Genomic DNA, 20,874 nt, shown 5'->3' on the forward strand with positions numbered 1-20,874 from the left:
ATTGCAAAAGACCTCTCAACGCTGTGACTATTTTGGCGAATCTGTGATCAGGGATATGACACGGTTGGCACTGCGTTACGACGCAGTGAACCTTGCCCAGGGATTTCCTGATTTCCCTGCGCCCGAAGAATTGAAAAAAGCAGCCTGTGATGCGGTTACGACCGACCATAACCAGTACGCTATTACATGGGGCGCCAGGGAACTGAGAGAAGCGATAGCGAACAAGGCTGCCCGGTTCAACAACATCAAGGCAGACCCTGAACAGGAAGTGACAGTGACCTGCGGTACCACTGAGGCAATGATGGCATCCATGCTGGCAATGATAGACCCGGGAGACGAAGTGGTCATTTTTGAACCGTTCTACGAGAATTACGGTCCTGATGCAGCGGTCTCCGGTGCAGTGCCCAGGTTCGTACCCCTGGAAGGGGACGATTTTACCTTTGATGCTGATGTACTTGCTGCAGCGTTCAATCACAGGACAAAGGCACTGGTCCTGAACACGCCCAACAACCCCACAGGGAAGGTGTTTGACAAAGAAGAGATGTCGATAATCGCTGACCTTGCAACCGACAATGATGTAACCGTGATAACAGACGAGATATATGAGCATATCATCTATGACGGGGCACAGCATACCAGTATTGCTTCGATGGGTGACATGGACCAGCGCACCATTACTATCGGGGGTTTCAGCAAGACATATAGTGTTACCGGCTGGCGTGTGGGGTATGTGCTTGCGCCGCCCCATCTGACAGGTGCCATACGCAAGGTGCATGATTTTCTCACGGTAGGGGCACCGGCTCCTTTACAGCATGCCTGTGTTGCAGCCCTTGACCTGCCACCTGCATACTATGAAGAACTGGTCAGGATGTATGATAAAAAACGGCACATGCTCTATAATGCTCTTACCAAGAATGGATTTACCTGTAAGCTTCCCCAGGGGGCATATTACATCCTGGCTGATATTTCAGCATTTGACAGGGGAGATGATGTTACGTTTGCGCATTATCTTGCCTCTGAAATCGGCGTGGCGGCAGTGCCAGGCAGTAGTTTCTTCAAAAATCCTGAAATGGGGGCAAACACTGTGAGGTTTACGTTCTCCAAGAGCGATGAAACTCTGCAAAAAGCTGTATCCAGACTGGAAAACCTATAACCATCGATGCAATATCGATGTACTTATTTATTAGGAGGTATAAAGTTTCATTTCGGTGAGATTATGTCAGGTGATGATAAATCCCAGTATGGAGAAAATGTAAAAATTATTACTAAGTCGGTATCACTTGAAAACCCGATTATTTTTGAGGGTTTTCCGGGTATTGGGCTTGTTGGGAATATTGCCAGCCAGCATCTGATAGATGAACTGAACATGAAATATATTGGAAGTATTGAATCAAAATATTTCCCGCCAATTGCGGTTCTATTCAATGGTATTATCAATATGCCCGTTCGTATTTATGAATGTGTGGAACACAATATATTGACCGTGATCTCTGATATCCCCATTCATCCGACTATTTCATACGAGGTCAGTAAGGTTTTGATAGACTGGGCCCAGTCATTGAATGTAAGAGAGATCGTATCAATTGCAGGGATAGCTACCATGTCTGGCGAAAACAAAGTTTTTGGGGCAGCAACCAATGAAGAAATGCTTGAAAAAATAAAAGAGCATGTTGAGGTATTCCAGGTTGGTACGATAAGCGGTATTTCCGGCAGCGTGATGACAGAATGCTACATGCGAAATATTCCCGCGGTAAGCCTGTTGGGAGAGACCAACAGTCCAAACCCTGACCCCAGAGCTGCGGCAATGGTCATAAAGATCTTAAATAATATCTACGATCTCTCTATTAACACTGAAAACCTGCTTGAACAGGCAGAACAGATCGAACTTGAACTGCAAAAACTTGCTGAACAGGTCAGGACTACAGAAGAGGGCGAACAACCCAGACGTGAGTTCCCAATGTACGGGTAAGAATAAGCGTGGGAGTGTTGTAAATGCAATATATAGCGCTAACAGGTATATCTTCGCAGGTGCTCAAGGAGCTACAGGAGAACTGTATTCGTACTATTGAGATACACAGTCCCCATAATTTTTTATCCGTTTATCATACTGAAGTTGGCGACCTGCTTTTCCTGACCAAATCCAGTTATAATGATATTAAGACCGGGACAATAGGTATACTGGCAAAGATAAAGGAACGGCATATCTCAATGCATCGCTTTGTCAGCAGGTCGCAAGAGATGTTTGAGGAGTGCGAAACTTTTGCAGCAAGGATTCAATTGCAGTTACAGGGAATTGCCAGGGTACGCACGGTTGGAGATGCTGTTATGGGCAGTCCTTTCTTTGTGGATGCTGACAGTGTCACGTATCTTGAAGCAAAATGATATGCCATAAAACTCTTTTATTTGGAATTTGTACCAAAGAGTTTTTATGGTTGGAATACTATTTGAAAGTCCACTGGCCAAATCGGTAAACGCCTGTGGGCTCGTGGCTTAGCCAGGATATAGCGCCGGGCTTCTAACCCGGATGTCGAGGGTTCGAATCCCTCCGGGCCCGCCAGTTGAAATTGAAAGGAAAAACAGGACATATCATCATGCCTCGGTGGCTTAGGGGTATAGCGCGTCCTTGGTAATGTGCTGTGAACGTTTCGCAGGACTCCAAACAGGACGAGGTCGGGGGTTCAAATCCCCCCCGAGGCTTCTTAATTTTTATTACCGTTTTTGGGATTGTGATTTTTAAAAAAATTGGATCGGTGTTCAATACCAGACATAGATATGATAGGAAGATCGAATTTTCTATAGAGTAGTATAATTTTTAAAATGGTCTTGATGCAAAGATAAAAGCCTAACAAAATGTAAAGTGCTCCGGCCGGGATTTGAACCCGAGTCTTCGGCTCGAAAGGCCGGAATGATTGACCGGACTACACTACCGGAGCACGATGGTGTTTTTGTTGCATATGATTGAATTATAGTCCCGGGCGGATTCGAACCGCCGTCGCGGGCTGTCCTCATCCTCGACCCTACAAGAGTCTCGGGATTCCAAAGGCCTGCAGGATTGACCTCTACCCTACGGGACTGCAGGGTATCCTAATAGCGCATTAAAGTACTTATTCTTTATTGTTACCTGGGCCGATAATTGACAATTGTATCAAAACGTTTATGTCTTTTCAATGCATCCAAGAGCAACACTCGCCTACCCACAATACAATGTGCCCGGGTGGGGTAGGGGTTATCCTATAGGACTGTGGATCCTTCGACTCGGGTTCGATTCCCGACCCGGGCCCCATTTCAACTCACCATCGGACTTTTTAATAATCCTTTCTGTTGTAAGTGACCTCAGGATTGCGGAATTATAAAACCATTATAAAAAGTTCCACGTAACAAAGTGGATTTAAATAACCAGGATAAAAAGGAATGAGACGAACCTATTTAGATTCGTCTGCGGCGCCTTCGCCAGCTTCGGCCCCGCCGCCCAGAAGTTCATGAATGGATTTACTGCCGTAATCTTCAATAACCGTATTTATCTGGCCAATATCGGAAGCTATCTCCTCGCCCCTGATAGCCTTACGGCGTCTCATCCCATCAACCTTGGTCTTGAATCCAACGCCACCTGATACGAGTACCTTGCGACGGCTGGGACCTGGAAGGCCGCTTCGCATGGGGAACCCGCCATTATCAGTTCCGCCAGTGATCTTCAGGGAATATCCCGGTAGGTTCACAGCGTCTCCCTTTACAATATCACCAATATTCTTACCGATAAAATTGTTGATATTGTTATCCGAAATCTGTATCTGGTGTGCATGTCCTGTCTTTCTATCTGAAACAATAACTCTGAAATCTGCCATTCATTATCTCCTTATGGGATCATCAAATTTGAAATATGAAGTTCAATTCAAACGTATGAATATATCGGACTTTACAAGCTATAAAGATATTTAAGATTATCGTGAGGATGGACAAATACCATCATTTCCATGGTCAGCGACACAATGCAATACTATTAACATATAAGGAACTATCAGGAGATATATGAACAAGGAGGCACCCGTAATTGGCATTGACATCGGTGGTGCCAACACCAAATTAGCTTTTGCAGACCGTTCTATCGTCGAGCTGCACTATATCCCGTTGTGGAAAGATACTCAGCTCCCCCAGGCCCTTCAGGATATGGCCAGGCGTTTCAAACCCGGAAAAGTAGGAGTGGTCATAACCGGCGAACTGGCAGATTGCTTTCCTGACAAGGAACAGGGTGTACGGTTCATTGTAGACGCTGTAGATGCAGCATTTCCCGGTGCAATGTACCTTGACCACCACGGTCTTTTCTCGAACAGCAGCAATATCAGTGATATCCGCTCACTGGCAGCCGCCAACTGGATGGCTTCGGCGCTGCTGGCAGGCAGAGATATTGATTGCATTTTTGTCGATGCAGGCAGTACCACCACGGACCTCATTCCTGTGAAGAACGGGCGCCCGCTTGCAGGAGATACTGACCTGAAACGTTTAGGCCGCCATGAACTGCTTTATCGCGGCATGCTGCGCACGAACATTGCAGCATTCATGAACAGGATAGAACTGGGTGGCGTGCAGTACAGGGTCGCTTCAGAACTGTTCGCCCAGACCGGTGACGCGTATGTACTCCTGGGATGCGTCCGGCCTGAAGATTATACCTGCGATACGCCCGATGGTGAGGGAAAGACCCCCAAATCTGCGGCCCGGCGCCTTGCAAGGGTGGTATGTGCAGACACCACAGAATTGCAACATGAAGATATCATGAATATTGCCAGGCAGATCTATCTACACCAGCGGGATGAACTATCTGAAGCACTGGAATTACTCTCTAAGCAGCATGGTATTAAAAAAGTAGTGGGGGCGGGCCTGGGCGAGCTACTGATCCAGGATGCTGCCCGGCATGCAGGACTTGGAAGCACCTTGCTGTCCAGAAAATACGGCCCTGACATCTCAAAAGTATTCCCGGCATTTGCAGTTGCCTGCCTGCTCAGCGAATATGATACCTCTTCTCAGTTATCGTACTGACGCAGAAAGTTCCCTTTGGCCTCATGAAGTAATGCTGTCAAACCGAAACAGTCTCGATGAAACGATTCTCTGTCTGCGCCTTTCTCATCGCCGGAAACGTTGTTCGTTCTATGACATCCGGTACCAGAAGAATTACTCGTTATTGACCTTACACGAAAAAAAGATTAATAAAAGAAAATGTATGGAATTATCTCATTATTTTGAGGTTATGAGAATATGAAAAAAAAGTTATTTGTTCTGAGAAGTACCGACCTGGTGTATACCACCATCGACGATTGGATTCACCATGAAGCGATTCCATTCTCAGTCGATTCGTCCGAAACCTTCAATGCCTCCATCGACAGGGTCATCGCCTCATTTGACGACCCGGTGGAGTTGCTCGGCTTTGGAGAAGCACTCCATGGCGGCGAGGACATTCTTATACTCCGCAACCGGCTTTTCCAGCGTTTGGTTGAGACGCACGGCTACAGTGCCATTGCCATCGAGAGCAGTTTCCCCCGGGCACGCGTGGTGAATGAGTACATTGCCGGTCGCGGCCCGGCATCATATGAGGCTGTGCAGGACACCGGATTTAGCCACGGCTTCGGCCTGCTCGATGCGAACCGGGAACTCGTGGAGTGGATGCGGAGATACAATGCCGATCCTTTCCACCGAGTCAAACTCCAGTTCTACGGCTTCGATAGTCCGACCGAAATGGTCGGCACCGATAGTCCAGGCAAGGTCCTGCATTTTGTTCTCGATTACCTCGCTTCGATCGATAATGCCAGAGGCAAAGAATATCGCGAACGCATAGACCACCTTCTGGGCCAGGATTCTGACTGGGAGAACCCAGCCGCATCGTTCGACCCGGCGAAGTCGGTAGGACTGTCACCAGAGGCAACTGCATTGCGCATCGAAACTGAGGATCTCATTACAGAACTGCACATACGCCGTCCCGAATTGGTGGCAAGGAGCGGCGAAAGCTGCTATCTTGAAGCCAGGCAATATGCTTTGGTGGCACGGCAGTTACTGAACTATCATGCCGCTTTAGCCCGAAAATCGGATGAACGGGTTTCCAGACTTCTCGGCATTCGCGATGCGATGATGGCGGATAATCTGGCGTACATGGTGTCTCGTGAGCGTGGCCGGGGGAAAGTGCTGGCCTTCGCTCACAACAGCCATCTGAAACATGGAGAGTCACAATGGCAATTCGGCACTGACGTATACTCATGGTGGCCGGCGGGTTCGCACCTCAATGAGATGTTCGGCCCAGGTTATGTCGTCATCGGTTCGGCATTGGGCGTTTCTGATGCCAATGGCATCGGCCAGCCCGAACCCGGCACGCTTGAAGCCCTGCTGACTGCCGTGCCGGGACCAGTGCGGTTCATTCCCACGCATAAAAGCCAGGGGCTTCCGACCACGGCAATATCAACTCTTCCGGCTCGCTCGGGCAGTATAAAGAACACGACCTATTTCGCACTGACTCCCCAAAGTTTCACCGATTTCGACTGGCTGGCTGTCCTGGATTCAACGATATATAGCCGCGGTGGGCCACCGCTGCAATAAAGGTATATGACCCCGGGCATATACTAATGCCTGCTAACGTCTACTAACGTCTACTGTCCCCTGTTCTGTCAGCATCCTCTCAATGGCATCCATATTAACATGTGCCTGGAAATGCGTTGCAAGCTGGTGGTAGGGTTCAATATACTCCACGTTGTCCCTCACAGCACTATATGACATATCGCGCCCGTTATACAGGAACTCCAAAAAAGCATCCCTTAGATTCTCATTCTCGAACAACCCGTGCAGGTATGTCCCCCATACCAGCCCTTCTTTATTCACACAGCCATCATCACCAAAAGCGGGTACTTCATCCCCGAGCCGGGTCTTACCCATGTGGATTTTATAACCTGATACCTGCTGCCCCTTTATACAGCCCAGGATGGGGCCGTTACCTGTTACTGTCTTTTCGGTCTGGACAGTCTGCTTTTCATATTCAGTAAAATACGTGGCAATATCCAGCAGTCCCAGGCCATTGAAAACTGCAGCTTCCCCGCTTCCCCCTTCTATACCGCTGTCAGTGATGGTACTGCCGAGCATCTGGTAGCCGCCACAGATGCCAATAACAGGAACACCTGCCTTTGCAAGTTCAAGTATCCGGGCATCAGAGCCGCAATCCTGCAGCACTTTCAGGTCGTCAATGGTGTTCTTGGTGCCGGGAATGATAAGGGCGTCTGGGTGCCCTAAGTCATCGCCCGGTTCAATATAATGCACATTTGAATAGGGCTCCAGGGGCTCGAAGTCGGTGAAATTGGATATTCTTGGCAGGCGGAGAACTGCAATATCCACCAGCCCGTTGTCTTTGGATGCGGAGCGTACCTTGTCGGCAATGGAAACCGAATCCTCTGAGGGAATGGATAGCCCGGTATAGGGGATGACGCCCAGTACCGGCACCCCCGTGAGTGCTTCAAGCTGCCGTATGCCGGGTTCCAGTATTGCCGGGTCGCCCCTGAACTTGTTGATGATGATGCCTTTGACCAGGGGCGCAATGTCTTCGGGGAGGAGTTTCAGGGTGCCATAGATACTGGCGAACACGCCGCCGCGCTCGATATCACCGACAAGGATGACAGGGGGATGCAGCATCCTGGCAGTACCGATATTGACCACATCGCGGTGGTACAGGTTGATCTCGGCGGCACCCCCGGCCCCTTCTATGACGATGGTATCGTACTGTTGGGCCAGCCTTTCGTATGCGCCCTCGACAATGTTCATCATGTCTTCAATGGAATCGTAATAGTCCCCGGCGGTGCGGTCGGCATACGGTTTTCCCAATAGTATCACCTGGGACTTGCGGTCGCCTTTGGGTTTGAGGAGAATTGGGTTCATGTCTGCGGTCGGCAGGATGCCACATGCCTTTGCCTGGATGGCCTGTGCGATACCTATCTCGCTACCATCCTCGGTTATCCAGGAGTTGAGGCTCATGTTCTGGGCTTTGAAGGGTGCAACAGTGTGGCCCTGTTCGGCAAAGATGCGGCACAGGGCTGTGACTATCACGCTCTTGCCTACATGTGAGCCTGTGCCCAGTACCATCAGGGGTTTTGCTGTGTTGTTCATTGTCTTTTATCCTTATGCTGATTGATGGCTATGTCTAACCTGAAGATTGAAAAGCATATTGATAAAGGGGGGAGCAGGTAAGATTTATGCTGTAGTAACCTAAACATTATTTTCAGGATTTGATGATATGAACAAGAACGTTGACGATGATGAACTGGAAGACATGATAATGCGTGGCCCCACGGCCCGTGAGGCAAAGACAGGGGACCATGACATGATGTTCAAGGCACTGGGTAATCCGGTGCGCAGGAAGATCATTGTTTCTATTGGTGCTTTTGGTAAATCACTGGCGGATGTGATGAAAGAGACAGGGGTTAACCGGTCGCAACTGGATTACCAGCTGGATTTTCTTAATAAGGGGGGGTTTGCCGTGGTAGAGGGGGATATCTGCCGGCTGACCGATAAGGGATTGGGGCTGCTGTCGAATATTTAAGCGATTGGAGCGGTGTTGGGGGTTATGGTTGGTTGGTGCGGGATTTGATGCATTTGGTTGAGGTATGTAACTCCTATCACCCTTAGCTACCTCGGACGTAGCTGCAAAACCGAAATGGTTGATTACCCCTTAACTTCAAGGAATTTGTCAAATTCAAAGGCAGAACCGAATTGTTAGAAACCTATGGCGGCAAGGACATATTTAAAATTGATGTCAACAGTGACAAATTTGATCTCACAAAATTCCAGAATGAATTAGTACTCTATTTCAATGAATATCTTCTATCTGGCGGATATCCAGAATACCATCCTGCAAAAGACATACGGCTATGGCAGGACATCCTTATTGCCGACGTGGTTGAAAAGACAATATATCGAGATATTGCAGTACAATACCAGATAAAGAACCCCCAGTATCTTGAAAAGATACTCACCTACATTGCCCGGAACAACTGCCAGACAGCCTCATATAACCGGATAGCACAGGCACTCTCCATCAGCACGGATACTGTCATAAACATGATAAATTATCTGGAATCCACGCATTTGATAGGAAGTTTACCTCTTTTTTCAAAGAACGTGAAAAAACAAATACGTTCCAACCGGAAATTCTTTGTAATAGATTCAGGATTGAGCAACGCCATGCTTAAGAATCGCAGTTTAATGGATGAAAACTCCGGACTATTGGTAGAATCGGTTGTAAATTCCAACCTGTTGACTGCAAAGGAGTTCAGGAGTTTTTTTGACATCAGGAATATCTCGTATTTCACTGATAAGCAAAAGCATGAAGTAGATATTGTGCTGGACATTGACGGGAAGATTGTGCCTGTTGAGGTGAAATACCAGAACAATATCTATGAACATGACCTGAAGAACCTGCACTATTTCATGGACGTACAGGGTCTGGATTTTGGGGTGGTTGTCACCCGGAACCTGTTTGAGATGAGGAAGAATATCCTGTGCATTCCTGTGTGGATGTTTCTGTTAATATTCACGGCTTAGGTATCATTTTTACTTGCCTTTGTAACTGCTAACAAGAGTATCATGTTTTTTTCCTCAAACAAATATCTACCATTTGCAAGTTATTGCGATTAACAATTATTGTGATTTACAATTATTGCAATTAACAATAACTATTAAGTACTAATGAACTATATACATACATTTATGGAATTTTATGACCGTAAAGAAGAGATTGAGAAACTCCAAACATTGACATCGCTTGACAAGAGCACAATGATTGTAATCTACGGCAGGCGTCGTATTGGTAAAACTCGGCTTGTGCAGCATGTTTTTGGAAACAACTCGTTTTACTTTTTTGTTGCGGAAAAAGAAGAATTGTTAATCCTTGAAGATTTCAGAATCATATTGATGGAGCGCCTTGATTATGTTCCCAACTTTAAGGATTTCGATGATTTTTTTGGTTTTTTGTTTACGCTACCCGACAAAGAGATATTCATTTTTGATGAATTCCAAAACTTTAAAAAAATCAACACTGGTGTTTTGTCTATCATCCAAAAATACTGGGATAAATACAAAGATGAACGGAAATATTCATTTTTGTTTCTTGGTTCTTACATAGGTCTTATGAAACATCTATTCAAAGACTATAAAACGCCACTCTTTGGACGCTCGGATGCACTATTCGATCTAAAACCTCTGCAGTATGATGTTTGCAAAGACATTCTGGCGGGACTCCAAATCAGTTCCTTTGTCGAAATATATTCAATATTTGGTGGAGTTCCAAAATACTACGAATTATTAGAGAATGTAACTGACAAAACGCTATTAAACATCATCTTTGAACAATTCCTGGGCATTGGTGCTCCCCTACTTGATGAAGGTACAAATATATTGATAAGTGAATTTGGAACTCAATACAGGATATATTTTTCAATTTTAGAGGCAATTGCCAGCGGAGCAAGCACTTTGAATGACATAGCAAACCGAACCGGTATTAAAAATACCAGTCTTGGGCCTTACATGTCCGACCTTATCAATGAATATGAAATTCTGGTGCGCAAAGTTCCCGTGAATGAAAAAGCATCCAAATCCAAAATGGGCAGGTATTTTATCAAAGACAATTTTTTCAAATTCTGGTTTCGCTTCATTCACAAGAACCGTGGGTTTATTGAGAGTGGCAGACCAGAGTATGTACTTTCAAAAATCGAATCTGAACTTGATCAATACATCGGGCCGGTTTTTGAAAACATATGTGTTGAGTTTCTGCACAGATCAAATGTTGAAAATAAACTTCCGTTCGTGTTCCAAAACATCGGTTCATGGTGGAACCGCAAAGGTGATGAGATTGATATCGTTGCTTTAAACGATGATACAAAAGAGATTCTCATTGGGGAATGTAAATGGAACAACCGCAAGATGGATGTGGATATTCTAACAAAGCTAAATGACAAAAAGAGGTTGATAAAATGGCAATACGATGCACGTAAAGAGCATTACTGCCTGTTCTCAAAAGTGGGTTTCTCAAAACGCTTACACGAAGTTGCAAAAGAAGAGGATATTTTGCTTTTTACCCTGAATGACTTGTAACAATGAAGGGGACTAACAGTGGACTTCGTGTAATATTGGGCATAAGCCCCGGTGATTACCAGTGTATAAAGAACTTTGACCACATAAATATAAATCTTCTGAACCAAAAGAACTACATTACCGACTAAACCATTTGTCCGATCACCACTTCAGCCAGCACCTTACTCTTTTCAGCCGAAGTCATCAGAGTATCCGCACTCACCACAGCCACACCCATCCCCTCAACATCCCGCAGCCCCAACCCGTCGCGCTCATCCACCACGAACACATCCAGCAGGTCCTCATAGAACCGGGCCACCCCCCTGGATGACACCTCACACCCGCAGGCGCTCATCAACTTGCCCGCAGGCCCGCTCACAGGCTCGCACCCGATGATAGGGCTGACCGCTACTACGTGTTTATTGCGTATCAGCTCCCTCATCCCCTTCACAGCAAGAACGGGGCCTATACTTGTAATAGGATTGCTGGGACCTATTAGTATTGTATCCTCTTGCTCAACAGCCTTGTGGACCGCATCTGAAACAGTAGTATTTTCAATACCCAGGTACTCAATACCCATTACTTCAGGTCGCCCCCTCTTTCCGACCCAGAAATCCTGGAAATGCATGGTACCGTCATCGGTGGTTATCATCGACGATACAGGCTCGTCACACATCGGCAGGATGGTGCCTTGCGCTCCCAGCATGCGGGCGGTCCTCCCCACAGCCTCTGTCAATGATGCACCCTGCCTGATACATTCTGAGCGCAGGATATGGGTGGCGCGGTCCCTGTCCCCCAGCCTTAACACCTCATCGTGTCCGGCACTGGCTAGGGCTTCATGGGTATGGTAGGTATCCCCTGCCACACCCCACCATTTGTCCATGTCAAGCAGACCGGAAAAAAGGTAGGTGACCGTATCAATATCAGGGCAAACCAGGTTTCCCGATACCAACAGGTCCTCTGCCGTGTTGACAATAACGGTAATATTTTCATCAGGTATAAGTTGCCGAAGACCAGCCAGAAGTTTTGGTGTTCCGGTCCCGCCTGATAATACAAGCATGCATGCTCATAGTACAGGGCAGAATATTAACCTTATTGAAAAGAAGCGTGCGATAAATAATGTTTATATGCCTTTATTCCAATTACATACATGATTCCTCATGAAAAAAAAAGAGTCGGGCCGGACCATCTACTATTACATTATCCTCTTTTTGATGATGATTTTATTGTATAGCTATATTGCAATATTCATCAAGTCACATTTTGAAGGAGAATCGTTCACCTTTATTGAAAGTGTATATTTTGTCATCATCACTATGACCACAGTAGGGTATGGGGATATAGTAATGACTACCCCCATTGGAATGATATTCAGCATAGTCGTGGCGATTTCAGGGGTCATCATGTTATTTGCACTGCTCTTCCCATTGGTGGTAATACCATGGATCGAGACGCAGATACGGGGTGAACTGCCTACCATTGCCCCCACGAAACTCAACGACCATGTTATCATATGCGGTTACAACAAGATGGTCGAATCACTGGTAAACGAACTGGAAGACAATAGCATGCCATTCATAGTAGTGGACGACGATGAAAACCAGATACGTTCACTCCTAAAAGAGGGCACCAATTGTATTTTTGGAGACCCTGCCAAAGAAAAAGTACTTGATGCCGCAGGGGTATGCAGGGCCAGGCTGCTCATAGCGAACCAGAATGATGAAAAGAATGCCAGTATCATACTGACAGCACGGGAATTCTGTACCATTGAGATACTGGCAATCGTGAACGATAAGAATAATGCAGATTATTTGAAATATGCAGGTGCCAACAGGGTGGTATCACCAAAATCCCTCCTGGGTTCATTTATCGGTCGCAAGTCGGTAGAACCTCTTACAGACAGGGTTATTAACAGCATCGCTTTCATGGATGACCTCGAAATTGCCGAGTTCCCTATTTACCCTGGCAGCATTCTGCTGAAAAAGAGCCTGAAAGAATCCAGGATACGTGAACTGACCGGCGCCAACATTGTAGGGATATGGAAAGGAGGCAAATTATCCCTTAATCCCGTGGCCGATGATGTAATAAAGCGGAATTCCATATTACTGGTAGTTGGCAATAAACAACAGTTGAGAAAGTTCAAACGACTTACCCATTAGCAAAAAGAGAGATAGATATGAACAGTTCACTGGATTTGAACGAGAAACACACGATTGTACTGGGATATGGTGATGTAGGCCACAGGGTCGTACAACGCCTGATGAATGCCGGAGTGCTCTTTGTGGTAGTGGACTCGAATGAAGGAGTGTTCAAAGATGTGGATTTTACTTATTATACAGGGGATGCCACCTCCGAGTCGACCCTGAAGAAAGTGGGTGTGGAGCATGCGTCCACCGTGATATTGACCATCGGGTCTGATTCCAACATCATTTTTGCCATCCTGGTAGCGCGCAAACTGAATCCTGATAGTGTTATCCTGGCACGTGCTAATGACAATCAATCCATAGATAAGATGTACAAAGCAGGAGCCGATTATGTGGCATCGCTTTCCATAATCGCCGGACAGATGCTGGGGCAGATCGCGGTGTTACCGCATGACCACCCGCTGCGGGAAGAGACCATACTGATGTATGAAGGAATAGAGATCGAGAAATATACCATCGGTCCGTCCTCGCCCCTGGCCGGTAAGACCCTGGCCGAACTTGACCTGCGCAACTCTATCGGTTGCACAGTGATAGGGATACATGCAGAGGATAAGACCAGATCAGAGATTGACCCTCATACCGTTATTAAAGAAGGTATGACCCTTGCAGTACTGGGTAATGTTGAACAGATTAATCGGTTCCGTGAAACCTTTGTAAAATAACCGATTGTTCCTTTGTAGTAGATGATCCATGATGACAGAACAAACGCGTATGGTCACGTATTCCAGAAATGTCTTTATCCCTGTCACCAACATGTGCCGGAACCATTGCGGTTATTGTGGATTCAGGCGCAACCCGGAGGACCCGCAGGCTTATATCATCCATCCTGACAGAGTAGCAGAAATACTCCAAAGAGGCGCAGGAAGCGGTTGCACCGAGGCACTGTTCACCTTTGGAGAGCGGCCCGAGGAAGATATCAGATATTTGGAGCGGCTCAAAACTATAGGATATGAACGGACCCTGGATTACCTGCTGGACCTGTGCCGGATGGCTATAAATGCAGGACTGTTACCCCACTGCAACCCGGGATTGCTGTCGTATGAAGAACTTGCCCTGCTCAAACCATTCAATGCCAGTATGGGGTTGATGCTTGAGACCACTGCCCAATTGCAGGCACATGATAACAGTCCGGGCAAGGTACCGCAAAAGAGGATAGAGAGCATTGCACATGCAGGGAAATTGAAGATACCTTTTACTACAGGATTGCTTGTGGGCATCGGCGAGACCAGGAGCGACCGGGTGGATTCCCTCAGGACCATTACAGGGTTGCACCGTAAGTACGGACATATCCAGGAAGTCATCATCCAGAATTTTACTCCAAAACCAGATACGCCCATGGCAGGACATGAACCGCCATCCTTTGAAGAGATGCTCTGGACAGTCGAACAGGCAAGGGATATCCTGCCTGATGATGTGGCTGTACAGGTGCCGCCCAACCTCATATCACCAGGAGTACTTATCAAACATGGTGCCTCCGACCTTGGTGGCATATCTTCCGAGACCATTGACCACATCAACCCTGAACATAAATGGCCTGACGTGGAGGAACTGAAGCAAACAGCTGGAAAAGATACCGTGCTTCGTGAAAGACTCCCTATCTATCCAAAATATATCCTGGATGATTGGTTCGGTGAGGAATTACGTTCGCTTATCCATCAATTGACCGATGATGAAGGATACAGGAAAACCACTGAAATTGAACTTTCGGGTACAATGTTACGCAAATTATAGTAATCATTAATACTATCAATGACACAGTTCAGCCTCTACCAAATAAATAAAAACAACAGGAGAATATGCCATTAGCATTGAAATCTCGCTTGTATTACCAGCTTATAATGAAGTAAAACGCTTGCATGATACGGTTATTACAACTGCGCAGACCCTGTCACAGATTACAGAATCTTTCGAGATCATAATCGCAGAGGACGGGAGTACTGATGGTACTGATCGCCTTGCTTCCCAGCTTGTATCAGAACTGGGTTATGTCCGACACCTTCACAATGACGAAAGACAGGGTCGGGGCCGGGCATTGAACCATGCTTTCAAGACTGCACGTGGTGAGATTCTCTGCTACATTGATGTGGACCTTGCTACTGATATGTCACACCTTGAAGAGTTGATTGCAGCTATCTACAGGGATGGCTATGATTTTGCCACTGGCTCCAGGATGATGCCGTACAGTGATGTAAAGCGGCCCATGAAACGTGGTATTGCTTCCAAAGGCTTTAACTTTCTTACCCGTACCTTGCTGGGTTCGAGCCTGTACGACCACCAGTGCGGGTTCAAGGCATTCAAACGGAGTTCCCTGTTCGAACTTATGGATTCGGTCGAGGACGAGCACTGGTTCTGGGATACCGAACTGCTGGTCAGGGCACAGCGTGCCGGTTACAAAGTAAAGGAATTCCCGGTTCGATGGCGACATGGAGGTGCCACCAAGGTTGACCTGGTCAAAGACGTGATTGGCATGGGCAGTCAGATAGTGAGATTGAGATGGCAGTTGAGCGCCCCGCACATAGGACGCAGGCGAAAGGTCTTACTAACGTTTATCCTGGCACTGATGCTGTTGTTCCTCATATTCACGCTCGTAGGTATAGAGGATGTATGGCAGGCTGCATTATCAGCATCATCACCGATGTTTGGCCTGGCAGTCGTGGTCTACCTTCTGTCCTGGCCGGTGAGAGGGGTCAGGTACCAGCATATCCTGGGGCGGCTGGGTTATGCTCACGACCTGAACTTCATTACCGGTACCATATTCATGAGCCAGTCTGCAAACGTGATACTCCCAGCCAGGATTGGCGATATCTCCCGGGCATACATCCTGAAAAAAGAAAAGGACATCCCCCTTACCACAGGTATGTCGTCGCTGGCCGTGGAACGAATATTTGACATTATTGCTATAACGGTCATTGGAATGATTTCTGTGCTTGTTGTTATGGCCGAGAAATCTATCGACAACTGGATCATGCCCCTGATACTATCATCAGTAGCTATTATCGTACTGTTCTTTGCAGGTATCTACTTCCTCTCATCGCGGGGCAGGGACGGTTTATCCCCGGTTGAGCGCATCATATTCAGGTTTTCCAGGTCAGGAGATTACACCGACATGGTGGCTGGTATTGCCAGGAAATTCGTTGACGAGATCTTCACAGTATCTTCCAATGTAAAAGACTTCATCATAGTATTCTTTTCATCGCTGGTGGTCTGGACCATTGATATTCTCACCTGCTATATCGTGCTCTTTGCATTCCCGTTTGTGCATAATACCACATCACCGACAACGTTGATAGCCATTGTGTTTTTAGCGGTGGCAGTGGGAAACCTTGCAAAGATGTTCCCAATCACGCCCGGCGCCATTGGTACGTACGAAGCCTCACTTACCCTTATATTCGGAATTGCAGGTATCGTCGGATATGTAGGGGCAGCAGCTGCAGTGATAGACCATATTATCAAGAACTCAGTTACCCTGGTTTTCGGGGCAGTATACCTTACAAAGTTCAATATAAAATGGCCTGAATTGCTGGATATTAAGAAGAACAAATAACATTGGCGATACAGTTATGGAATGGTTTGAAATAATACAATGGTGGGTGGTCCTTGAACTTATAGGACTTGCAGCCATGCCTGCTACTGCATGGATATTCAGGAACTTGCAGGATAGAGGTGTAACCCTGTCAAAGATCCTGGGACTTGTAATGGTGACATATTTCTCGTGGGTACTAACATACCTGGGTTTTGAATACAACACCATCATCGTCGGTATTTCTGTGTTGATGGTATTTTCCCTATCAATGGTCGTATTTGTGAACAGAGGATTTCACTTCGATCAAAAAACTCTTGTCAGGTCGGAACTATTGTTCACTGCAGCTTTCCTGTTTTTTGTAATTCTGCGGGCATACCGTCCGGAAATATTCTGGACCGGGGGTGAGAAATTCATGGATATGAGTTTTATCAATATCATACTCCGCAGCACCAGTTTCCCTCCCATGGACCCCTGGCTCTCAGGCGAACCTATGCAGTACTATTATTTTGGCTATCTTGTGGCCGCCAACCTGATCAAGCTCTCTGGAGTTCAAGCAGCTATCGGATTCAACCTCGGGGTAGCATCCATGTTCGCCCTCTCTGTCACAGCAGCGTACGGGCTGGGGGAGCATTTGACCCGTAGCCGTATATTTGGGCTGTTGGTCATGGCGTTCGTGGTAATATTCGGAAACCTGGCTGGATTTGTACAGTTACTGGTGATATTGTTCATCCCAAAATATTATGGCATGTTCAATGTCCCAGCCGGGAATGTGTTGACACGCCTGTCCACGTACAACTACTGGCCTACCAGCAGGGTGATTCCAAACACCATCAATGAGTTCCCGTATTTCAGTTTTATCCAGGCAGACCTTCATGCCCATATGATCGCAATAGCATTCCAGCTTTTAATGATCGCCCTGTTGTTGAATTTGCTGCTTCAGGGAAAGGAATACAACTACCCTGCACTGGCAGCGGTCGCCCTGTTGCTGGGATTCATGTTCCCACTGAACTCCTGGGACTATCCCACCTATGCAATATTCTTTGTTATTGTTATGCTGGCATGGAGAATACGGGTATCTGCCAAACCGGGGAAGCAAAGCAGCTTTGTGGGCAGGATAATGGCCCCATTTCCAAATGAATATGCCAGTACATTAGGCATGTGTGCTATTGTTGGCATAAGCAGTATACTATTATACCTACCCTACCATGTGATAGCCAGTGGCGTGTCGCATTCCATTAAGCTGGTCAAGTACGACCAGACTCAGCTTATTTTCTATTTGGGAGTGTTCGGTATTTTACTGTTCTTTATTCTCGTGTATGCCATTGATCGATTCTATGATCGGTTTTATCCGGATATGAAACTGATACTGTCCGGCCTTGTTCTTGCAGCTCTTGCGGCATACCTGAGCAACATCCAGATCCTGGTCATAGTCCTTCCCCTCATAGTAATGTCCGTCTACAATATGGTAAAAGAGGATGCTCCCGACCGTCAGTTCGTTTATGTACTCATATTGCTGGGTGCATTGCTATCGCTGTTTTGTGAACTCTTTTACATACAGGACTCATTTGGCATCCAATCTCCGGACTATATCAGGTTCAATACAGTGTTCAAGATATATGTTCAACACTGGCTGGTCTGGGCGCTGGCAGCGGGTGTATCATTCTATCACATGTGGAACCGTAAAGGAATGATGGGGCAGCAGAACAAAACGTTTGCAATAGTGTCGGTCATAATGATACTGACTGCACTATCGTATCCGGTATTCGCTACCTATTCTCGCTCCGGCAGTTTCAAGAATAATCCAACTCTTGATGGGTCGGCATATTTTGCTAAGGATTATCAAAACGAGTACAATGCTATAATATGGCTCAACGAACTCAACGGTACCCCTGTGGTGCTCCAGAGTCCTGGCAACACGTACAGCCCGAACACCCACGTGACCACCTTCACAGGCCTTCCTACCGTAATAGGGTGGGGTGGGCATGAAAATAACTGGAGGAACCAGGCACAGACCGTTGATGAGCGGTGGGATGAGGTATCACAGGTGTACATGTCCAGTGATTTGCGTACCGTGAACCAGGTACTGGACAAATACCAGGTGGAGTATATCTATGTGGGTGGCGTGGAGGAGGAAAGGTACGGTGGTCCTGATACCAGGAAGCTCTTTGATAAGAATCCTGGCAGGTTCGAACTGGTTTATTTCAATCCCAATGTCCATATTTATCAAGTGGTGAGATAGTGGTCAATAATGAGCAGCCCGTTTCACCTATAAAGCGGCTTGCTGAGCCCCGGACCTTGTTCTCTTTTGCAGTTGCGCTCTTTGTGTTATATTTTCTTTTCTCGAGGATAGAGTTTGATAGGGTCATTGAGGTTATACAGGAGGCAAATCCCGGTTATATTGTTGCTGCGGCGGCGGTGTATTTTGGCTCGCTGCCCGTACGGGGTGAGCGCTGGAGGTTACTGCTCAACAATATCGGGGTTAAGGCAGGGTTGAAGGATGCCAGTGAAATATTTATGCTATCCTGGTTCGCCAACACCCTCGTACCTGCCAAAATGGGGGATGTTTACCGGGGATATCTTGCGAAAAAGGCCTGGGGTATACCTATATCTAAGAGTTTCGGTACGGTCTATGTAGAGCGCATTTATGACGTGCTGTTGCTGGTCATCCTGATGGGTGTTTCCAGTATCATGGTATTTGGAACAGACATACCGCAAGCCATAAGGTTGTCTTTAGCTTTTGGTTTTGCAATCCTGGTTATTCTGGTTTCTGTAGTGGTTGGTTTTTCGTCTGGAAAAACTGCGATTGCCCGCAGGCTGCCTGCAAGGTTCGAGCAGATATTCACCCATTTCGCTGAGGGGTTGCATGAATCGGCTGGCAGGGGTTCTGTGTTTTTGATCATTTTCTATACCATTGCGATATGGGGCATGGAGACAGTCCGCCTGTATTTTGTGGTAGCATCCCTCTCATCGGCCCATAATGTCGGGATTGGATTATCATTAATTGTATTTGTAGCATTGTCTGCAGCACTTGTTTCAGCACTTCCCATAACGCCCAGCGGACTTGGTGCAGTGGAGTTCGCCATCGTCGGGGTGTTCGTACTGGTAGGAGTAGACGTGGGGGTAGCAGGTGGCATTGCCATACTTGACAGGGCGGTCAGTTACTGGGGACTGGTGGTCCTGGGTGCGATAGTATATGTGGTAAGCGGGAGGAAATGAGGTGTTGGCAATGTTGTGTATGCATTGTTCGAATATCCAGTTATTTTGTTGAAATTGACTTTATGTACAATCAGTATAAAACAAAGTAAATGGATGAAAATAGCCAATATCCTGTTAATCCCGTATAATATTCATCCACCACATATAAAAACTAATTTTAAAAGTTAACCCGCTTTATTTGTAACATTACCTGTGATCGAACCTGTAGATTTTAAAGCAAGGATAAAATCCTGTACTATAGTCGTTTCTGAGAAGACCTCAAGAGCAGTTGAACTATTTGAATAATATTCAGGTTCTTTTGAGGCAGTAAGATTGTATTCACCCGGTCGTAATGCAAGGGAATAAAAACCGAAATTATTCGTAACCGCAAATATTCCAGTATCTGTTGAAACAATAACATCTGCAATCGGTGAACTGCCATTTGTTACTGTCCCGTTGATATAACCACTCGGTTGTGCGATGGTTAGCATTGTTGACAATGCTCCTGAAACATCACCGTTCATTGGATAATACCTGGCAGAATCGCTCTGTGCTTTACCACCTGCCATGCCCCGCACCTGAATAGTATAGTCCCCGATGTTCATATTCGAAGTATTAATAATGACGTTAACATCTTCACTTGAACCATCAAAATTTCCATCGTCAGCAAACATTGGAGTCCATGGAACAATCTCACCGGAACCATTTTCAATCCGGTATTGTGCCCCATCCACAATAGCATATGTTGCACCCACTGATACTGTTGCTGTTATCGAAACATGTTCACCCGTAGTAACATTGCGGGAAGAAAGTACAGGTGTGGTGATAGATGGTTTTTGGAAAGTGTTATCAGCAAAACTTAAA

18 protein-coding genes and 5 tRNA genes are annotated in these 20,874 nt (G+C 46.5%); 17 read left to right on the forward strand and 6 right to left on the reverse strand.

The genetic code is table 11. The annotated features are described in order from the left end of the window. Nucleotide 1: 1 nt before the first annotated feature. The 5 genes from K0A89_04570 (at nucleotide 2) to K0A89_04590 (ending at nucleotide 2,697) form a co-directional block, all read left to right on the forward strand. Nucleotides 2-1,153 carry an aminotransferase class I/II-fold pyridoxal phosphate-dependent enzyme gene (locus K0A89_04570; protein ID MBW6517761.1) on the forward strand — a complete coding sequence of 384 codons (1,152 nt, stop codon included), beginning with the start codon at nucleotides 2-4 and terminating at the stop codon, nucleotides 1,151-1,153. Nucleotides 1,154-1,216: 63 nt separating this feature from the next. Continuing rightward, nucleotides 1,217-1,969 carry a proteasome assembly chaperone family protein gene (locus K0A89_04575; protein ID MBW6517762.1) on the forward strand — a complete coding sequence of 251 codons (753 nt, stop codon included), beginning with the start codon at nucleotides 1,217-1,219 and terminating at the stop codon, nucleotides 1,967-1,969. Nucleotides 1,970-1,992: 23 nt separating this feature from the next. After that, nucleotides 1,993-2,382: a DUF473 domain-containing protein gene (locus tag K0A89_04580; protein ID MBW6517763.1), complete on the forward strand. Its 390-nt coding sequence runs from the start codon at nucleotides 1,993-1,995 to the stop codon at nucleotides 2,380-2,382. A gap of 97 nt (nucleotides 2,383-2,479) precedes the next feature. Further along, nucleotides 2,480-2,557: transfer RNA gene (locus K0A89_04585), tRNA-Arg, on the forward strand. A 36-nt stretch (nucleotides 2,558-2,593) separates the two neighbouring features. Beyond that, nucleotides 2,594-2,697: transfer RNA gene (locus K0A89_04590), tRNA-Thr, on the forward strand. 161 nt (nucleotides 2,698-2,858) lie between these two features. On the opposite strand, the gene K0A89_04595 is transcribed toward K0A89_04590, so the two are convergent. Together K0A89_04595 and K0A89_04600 are read right to left on the reverse strand one after the other, a co-directional pair. Further along, nucleotides 2,859-2,933, reverse strand: a tRNA-Glu gene (locus K0A89_04595). A 33-nt stretch (nucleotides 2,934-2,966) separates the two neighbouring features. Continuing rightward, nucleotides 2,967-3,074: transfer RNA gene (locus K0A89_04600), tRNA-Gln, on the reverse strand. Nucleotides 3,075-3,208: 134 nt separating this feature from the next. On the opposite strand from K0A89_04600, the gene K0A89_04605 reads away from it, so the two are divergent. Further along, nucleotides 3,209-3,283: transfer RNA gene (locus tag K0A89_04605), tRNA-His, on the forward strand. Between the two features lie 139 nt (nucleotides 3,284-3,422). Here K0A89_04605 and K0A89_04610 read toward each other — a convergent pair. Beyond that, nucleotides 3,423-3,842, reverse strand: a complete 420-nt coding sequence (locus K0A89_04610; GenBank protein ID MBW6517764.1) for a 30S ribosomal protein S6e — start codon at nucleotides 3,840-3,842, stop codon at nucleotides 3,423-3,425. Nucleotides 3,843-4,026: 184 nt separating this feature from the next. Here K0A89_04610 and K0A89_04615 point away from each other — a divergent pair, with 184 nt between their 5' ends. Beyond that, nucleotides 4,027-5,031 (forward strand): H4MPT-linked C1 transfer pathway protein, encoded by a 1,005-nt coding sequence (locus tag K0A89_04615; protein ID MBW6517765.1) that lies wholly within the window; start codon nucleotides 4,027-4,029, stop codon nucleotides 5,029-5,031. A 255-nt stretch (nucleotides 5,032-5,286) separates the two neighbouring features. Beyond that, nucleotides 5,287-6,576, forward strand: coding sequence for an erythromycin esterase family protein (locus K0A89_04620; GenBank protein MBW6517766.1), 1,290 nt, complete (start codon nucleotides 5,287-5,289; stop codon nucleotides 6,574-6,576). A 33-nt stretch (nucleotides 6,577-6,609) separates the two neighbouring features. Here K0A89_04620 and K0A89_04625 read toward each other — a convergent pair whose 3' ends face one another. Then, nucleotides 6,610-8,127, reverse strand: a complete 1,518-nt coding sequence (locus tag K0A89_04625; GenBank protein MBW6517767.1) for a cobyric acid synthase — start codon at nucleotides 8,125-8,127, stop codon at nucleotides 6,610-6,612. A gap of 127 nt (nucleotides 8,128-8,254) precedes the next feature. Here K0A89_04625 and K0A89_04630 point away from each other — a divergent pair, with 127 nt between their 5' ends. From K0A89_04630 to K0A89_04640, 3 genes are all read left to right on the forward strand, one after another. Then, nucleotides 8,255-8,560, forward strand: a complete 306-nt coding sequence (locus tag K0A89_04630) for a winged helix-turn-helix domain-containing protein (GenBank protein ID MBW6517768.1) — start codon at nucleotides 8,255-8,257, stop codon at nucleotides 8,558-8,560. A 170-nt stretch (nucleotides 8,561-8,730) separates the two neighbouring features. After that, nucleotides 8,731-9,561 carry a DUF4143 domain-containing protein gene (locus K0A89_04635; GenBank protein ID MBW6517769.1) on the forward strand — a complete coding sequence of 277 codons (831 nt, stop codon included), beginning with the start codon at nucleotides 8,731-8,733 and terminating at the stop codon, nucleotides 9,559-9,561. A 165-nt stretch (nucleotides 9,562-9,726) separates the two neighbouring features. After that, entirely contained in the window at nucleotides 9,727-11,109 is a 1,383-nt protein-coding gene (locus tag K0A89_04640; GenBank protein ID MBW6517770.1) for an ATP-binding protein, read from the forward strand. Between the two features lie 124 nt (nucleotides 11,110-11,233). Here the strand turns inward: K0A89_04640 and cofD are convergent, their stop codons facing one another. Then, nucleotides 11,234-12,148 (reverse strand): 2-phospho-L-lactate transferase, encoded by a 915-nt coding sequence (cofD, locus tag K0A89_04645; protein ID MBW6517771.1) that lies wholly within the window; start codon nucleotides 12,146-12,148, stop codon nucleotides 11,234-11,236. A gap of 100 nt (nucleotides 12,149-12,248) precedes the next feature. On the opposite strand from cofD, the gene K0A89_04650 reads away from it, so the two are divergent. From K0A89_04650 to K0A89_04675, 6 genes are all read left to right on the forward strand, one after another. Next, nucleotides 12,249-13,247, forward strand: a complete 999-nt coding sequence (locus tag K0A89_04650; GenBank protein MBW6517772.1) for a potassium channel protein — start codon at nucleotides 12,249-12,251, stop codon at nucleotides 13,245-13,247. A gap of 17 nt (nucleotides 13,248-13,264) precedes the next feature. Continuing rightward, nucleotides 13,265-13,954: a TrkA family potassium uptake protein gene (locus tag K0A89_04655; GenBank protein MBW6517773.1), complete on the forward strand. Its 690-nt coding sequence runs from the start codon at nucleotides 13,265-13,267 to the stop codon at nucleotides 13,952-13,954. Between the two features lie 49 nt (nucleotides 13,955-14,003). After that, nucleotides 14,004-15,023 (forward strand): 7,8-didemethyl-8-hydroxy-5-deazariboflavin synthase subunit CofG, encoded by a 1,020-nt coding sequence (gene cofG / locus K0A89_04660; GenBank protein ID MBW6517774.1) that lies wholly within the window; start codon nucleotides 14,004-14,006, stop codon nucleotides 15,021-15,023. 76 nt (nucleotides 15,024-15,099) lie between these two features. Next, the gene (locus tag K0A89_04665) at nucleotides 15,100-16,836 is read left to right on the forward strand and encodes a flippase-like domain-containing protein (GenBank protein ID MBW6517775.1); all 1,737 of its coding nucleotides are present in this window, start codon (nucleotides 15,100-15,102) and stop codon (nucleotides 16,834-16,836) included. 16 nt (nucleotides 16,837-16,852) lie between these two features. Then, nucleotides 16,853-19,054: a hypothetical protein gene (locus K0A89_04670; protein MBW6517776.1), complete on the forward strand. Its 2,202-nt coding sequence runs from the start codon at nucleotides 16,853-16,855 to the stop codon at nucleotides 19,052-19,054. Beyond that, nucleotides 19,054-20,031, forward strand: coding sequence for a flippase-like domain-containing protein (locus tag K0A89_04675; GenBank protein ID MBW6517777.1), 978 nt, complete (start codon nucleotides 19,054-19,056; stop codon nucleotides 20,029-20,031). The genes K0A89_04670 and K0A89_04675 overlap by 1 nt, the downstream gene beginning before the upstream one ends. Nucleotides 20,032-20,195: 164 nt before the next feature. Here K0A89_04675 and K0A89_04680 read toward each other — a convergent pair. Then, on the reverse strand, nucleotides 20,196-20,874 hold a 679-nt coding region (locus K0A89_04680; protein MBW6517778.1), incomplete at its 5' end, for a carboxypeptidase-like regulatory domain-containing protein.

The sequence above is a fragment of the ANME-2 cluster archaeon genome (genome assembly GCA_019429385.1).
Classification (GTDB): domain Archaea; phylum Halobacteriota; class Methanosarcinia; order Methanosarcinales; family Methanocomedenaceae; genus Methanocomedens_B.

What these genes read in the sequence shown, in the direction of transcription:
- K0A89_04575 (MBW6517762.1), top strand. Translation starts at nt 1,217, where the DNA reads ATGTCAGGTGATGATAAATCCCAGTATGGAGAAAATGTAAAAATTATT.
- K0A89_04580 (MBW6517763.1), top strand. Translation starts at nt 1,993, where the DNA reads ATGCAATATATAGCGCTAACAGGTATATCTTCGCAGGTGCTCAAGGAG.
- K0A89_04610 (MBW6517764.1), bottom strand. Translation starts at nt 3,842, where the DNA reads ATGGCAGATTTCAGAGTTATTGTTTCAGATAGAAAGACAGGACATGCA.
- K0A89_04615 (MBW6517765.1), top strand. Translation starts at nt 4,027, where the DNA reads ATGAACAAGGAGGCACCCGTAATTGGCATTGACATCGGTGGTGCCAAC.
- K0A89_04625 (MBW6517767.1), bottom strand. Translation starts at nt 8,127, where the DNA reads ATGAACAACACAGCAAAACCCCTGATGGTACTGGGCACAGGCTCACAT.
- K0A89_04630 (MBW6517768.1), top strand. Translation starts at nt 8,255, where the DNA reads ATGAACAAGAACGTTGACGATGATGAACTGGAAGACATGATAATGCGT.
- K0A89_04640 (MBW6517770.1), top strand. Translation starts at nt 9,727, where the DNA reads ATGGAATTTTATGACCGTAAAGAAGAGATTGAGAAACTCCAAACATTG.
- cofD (MBW6517771.1), bottom strand. Translation starts at nt 12,148, where the DNA reads ATGCTTGTATTATCAGGCGGGACCGGAACACCAAAACTTCTGGCTGGT.
- K0A89_04650 (MBW6517772.1), top strand. Translation starts at nt 12,249, where the DNA reads ATGAAAAAAAAAGAGTCGGGCCGGACCATCTACTATTACATTATCCTC.
- K0A89_04655 (MBW6517773.1), top strand. Translation starts at nt 13,265, where the DNA reads ATGAACAGTTCACTGGATTTGAACGAGAAACACACGATTGTACTGGGA.
- cofG (MBW6517774.1), top strand. Translation starts at nt 14,004, where the DNA reads ATGGTCACGTATTCCAGAAATGTCTTTATCCCTGTCACCAACATGTGC.
- K0A89_04670 (MBW6517776.1), top strand. Translation starts at nt 16,853, where the DNA reads ATGGAATGGTTTGAAATAATACAATGGTGGGTGGTCCTTGAACTTATA.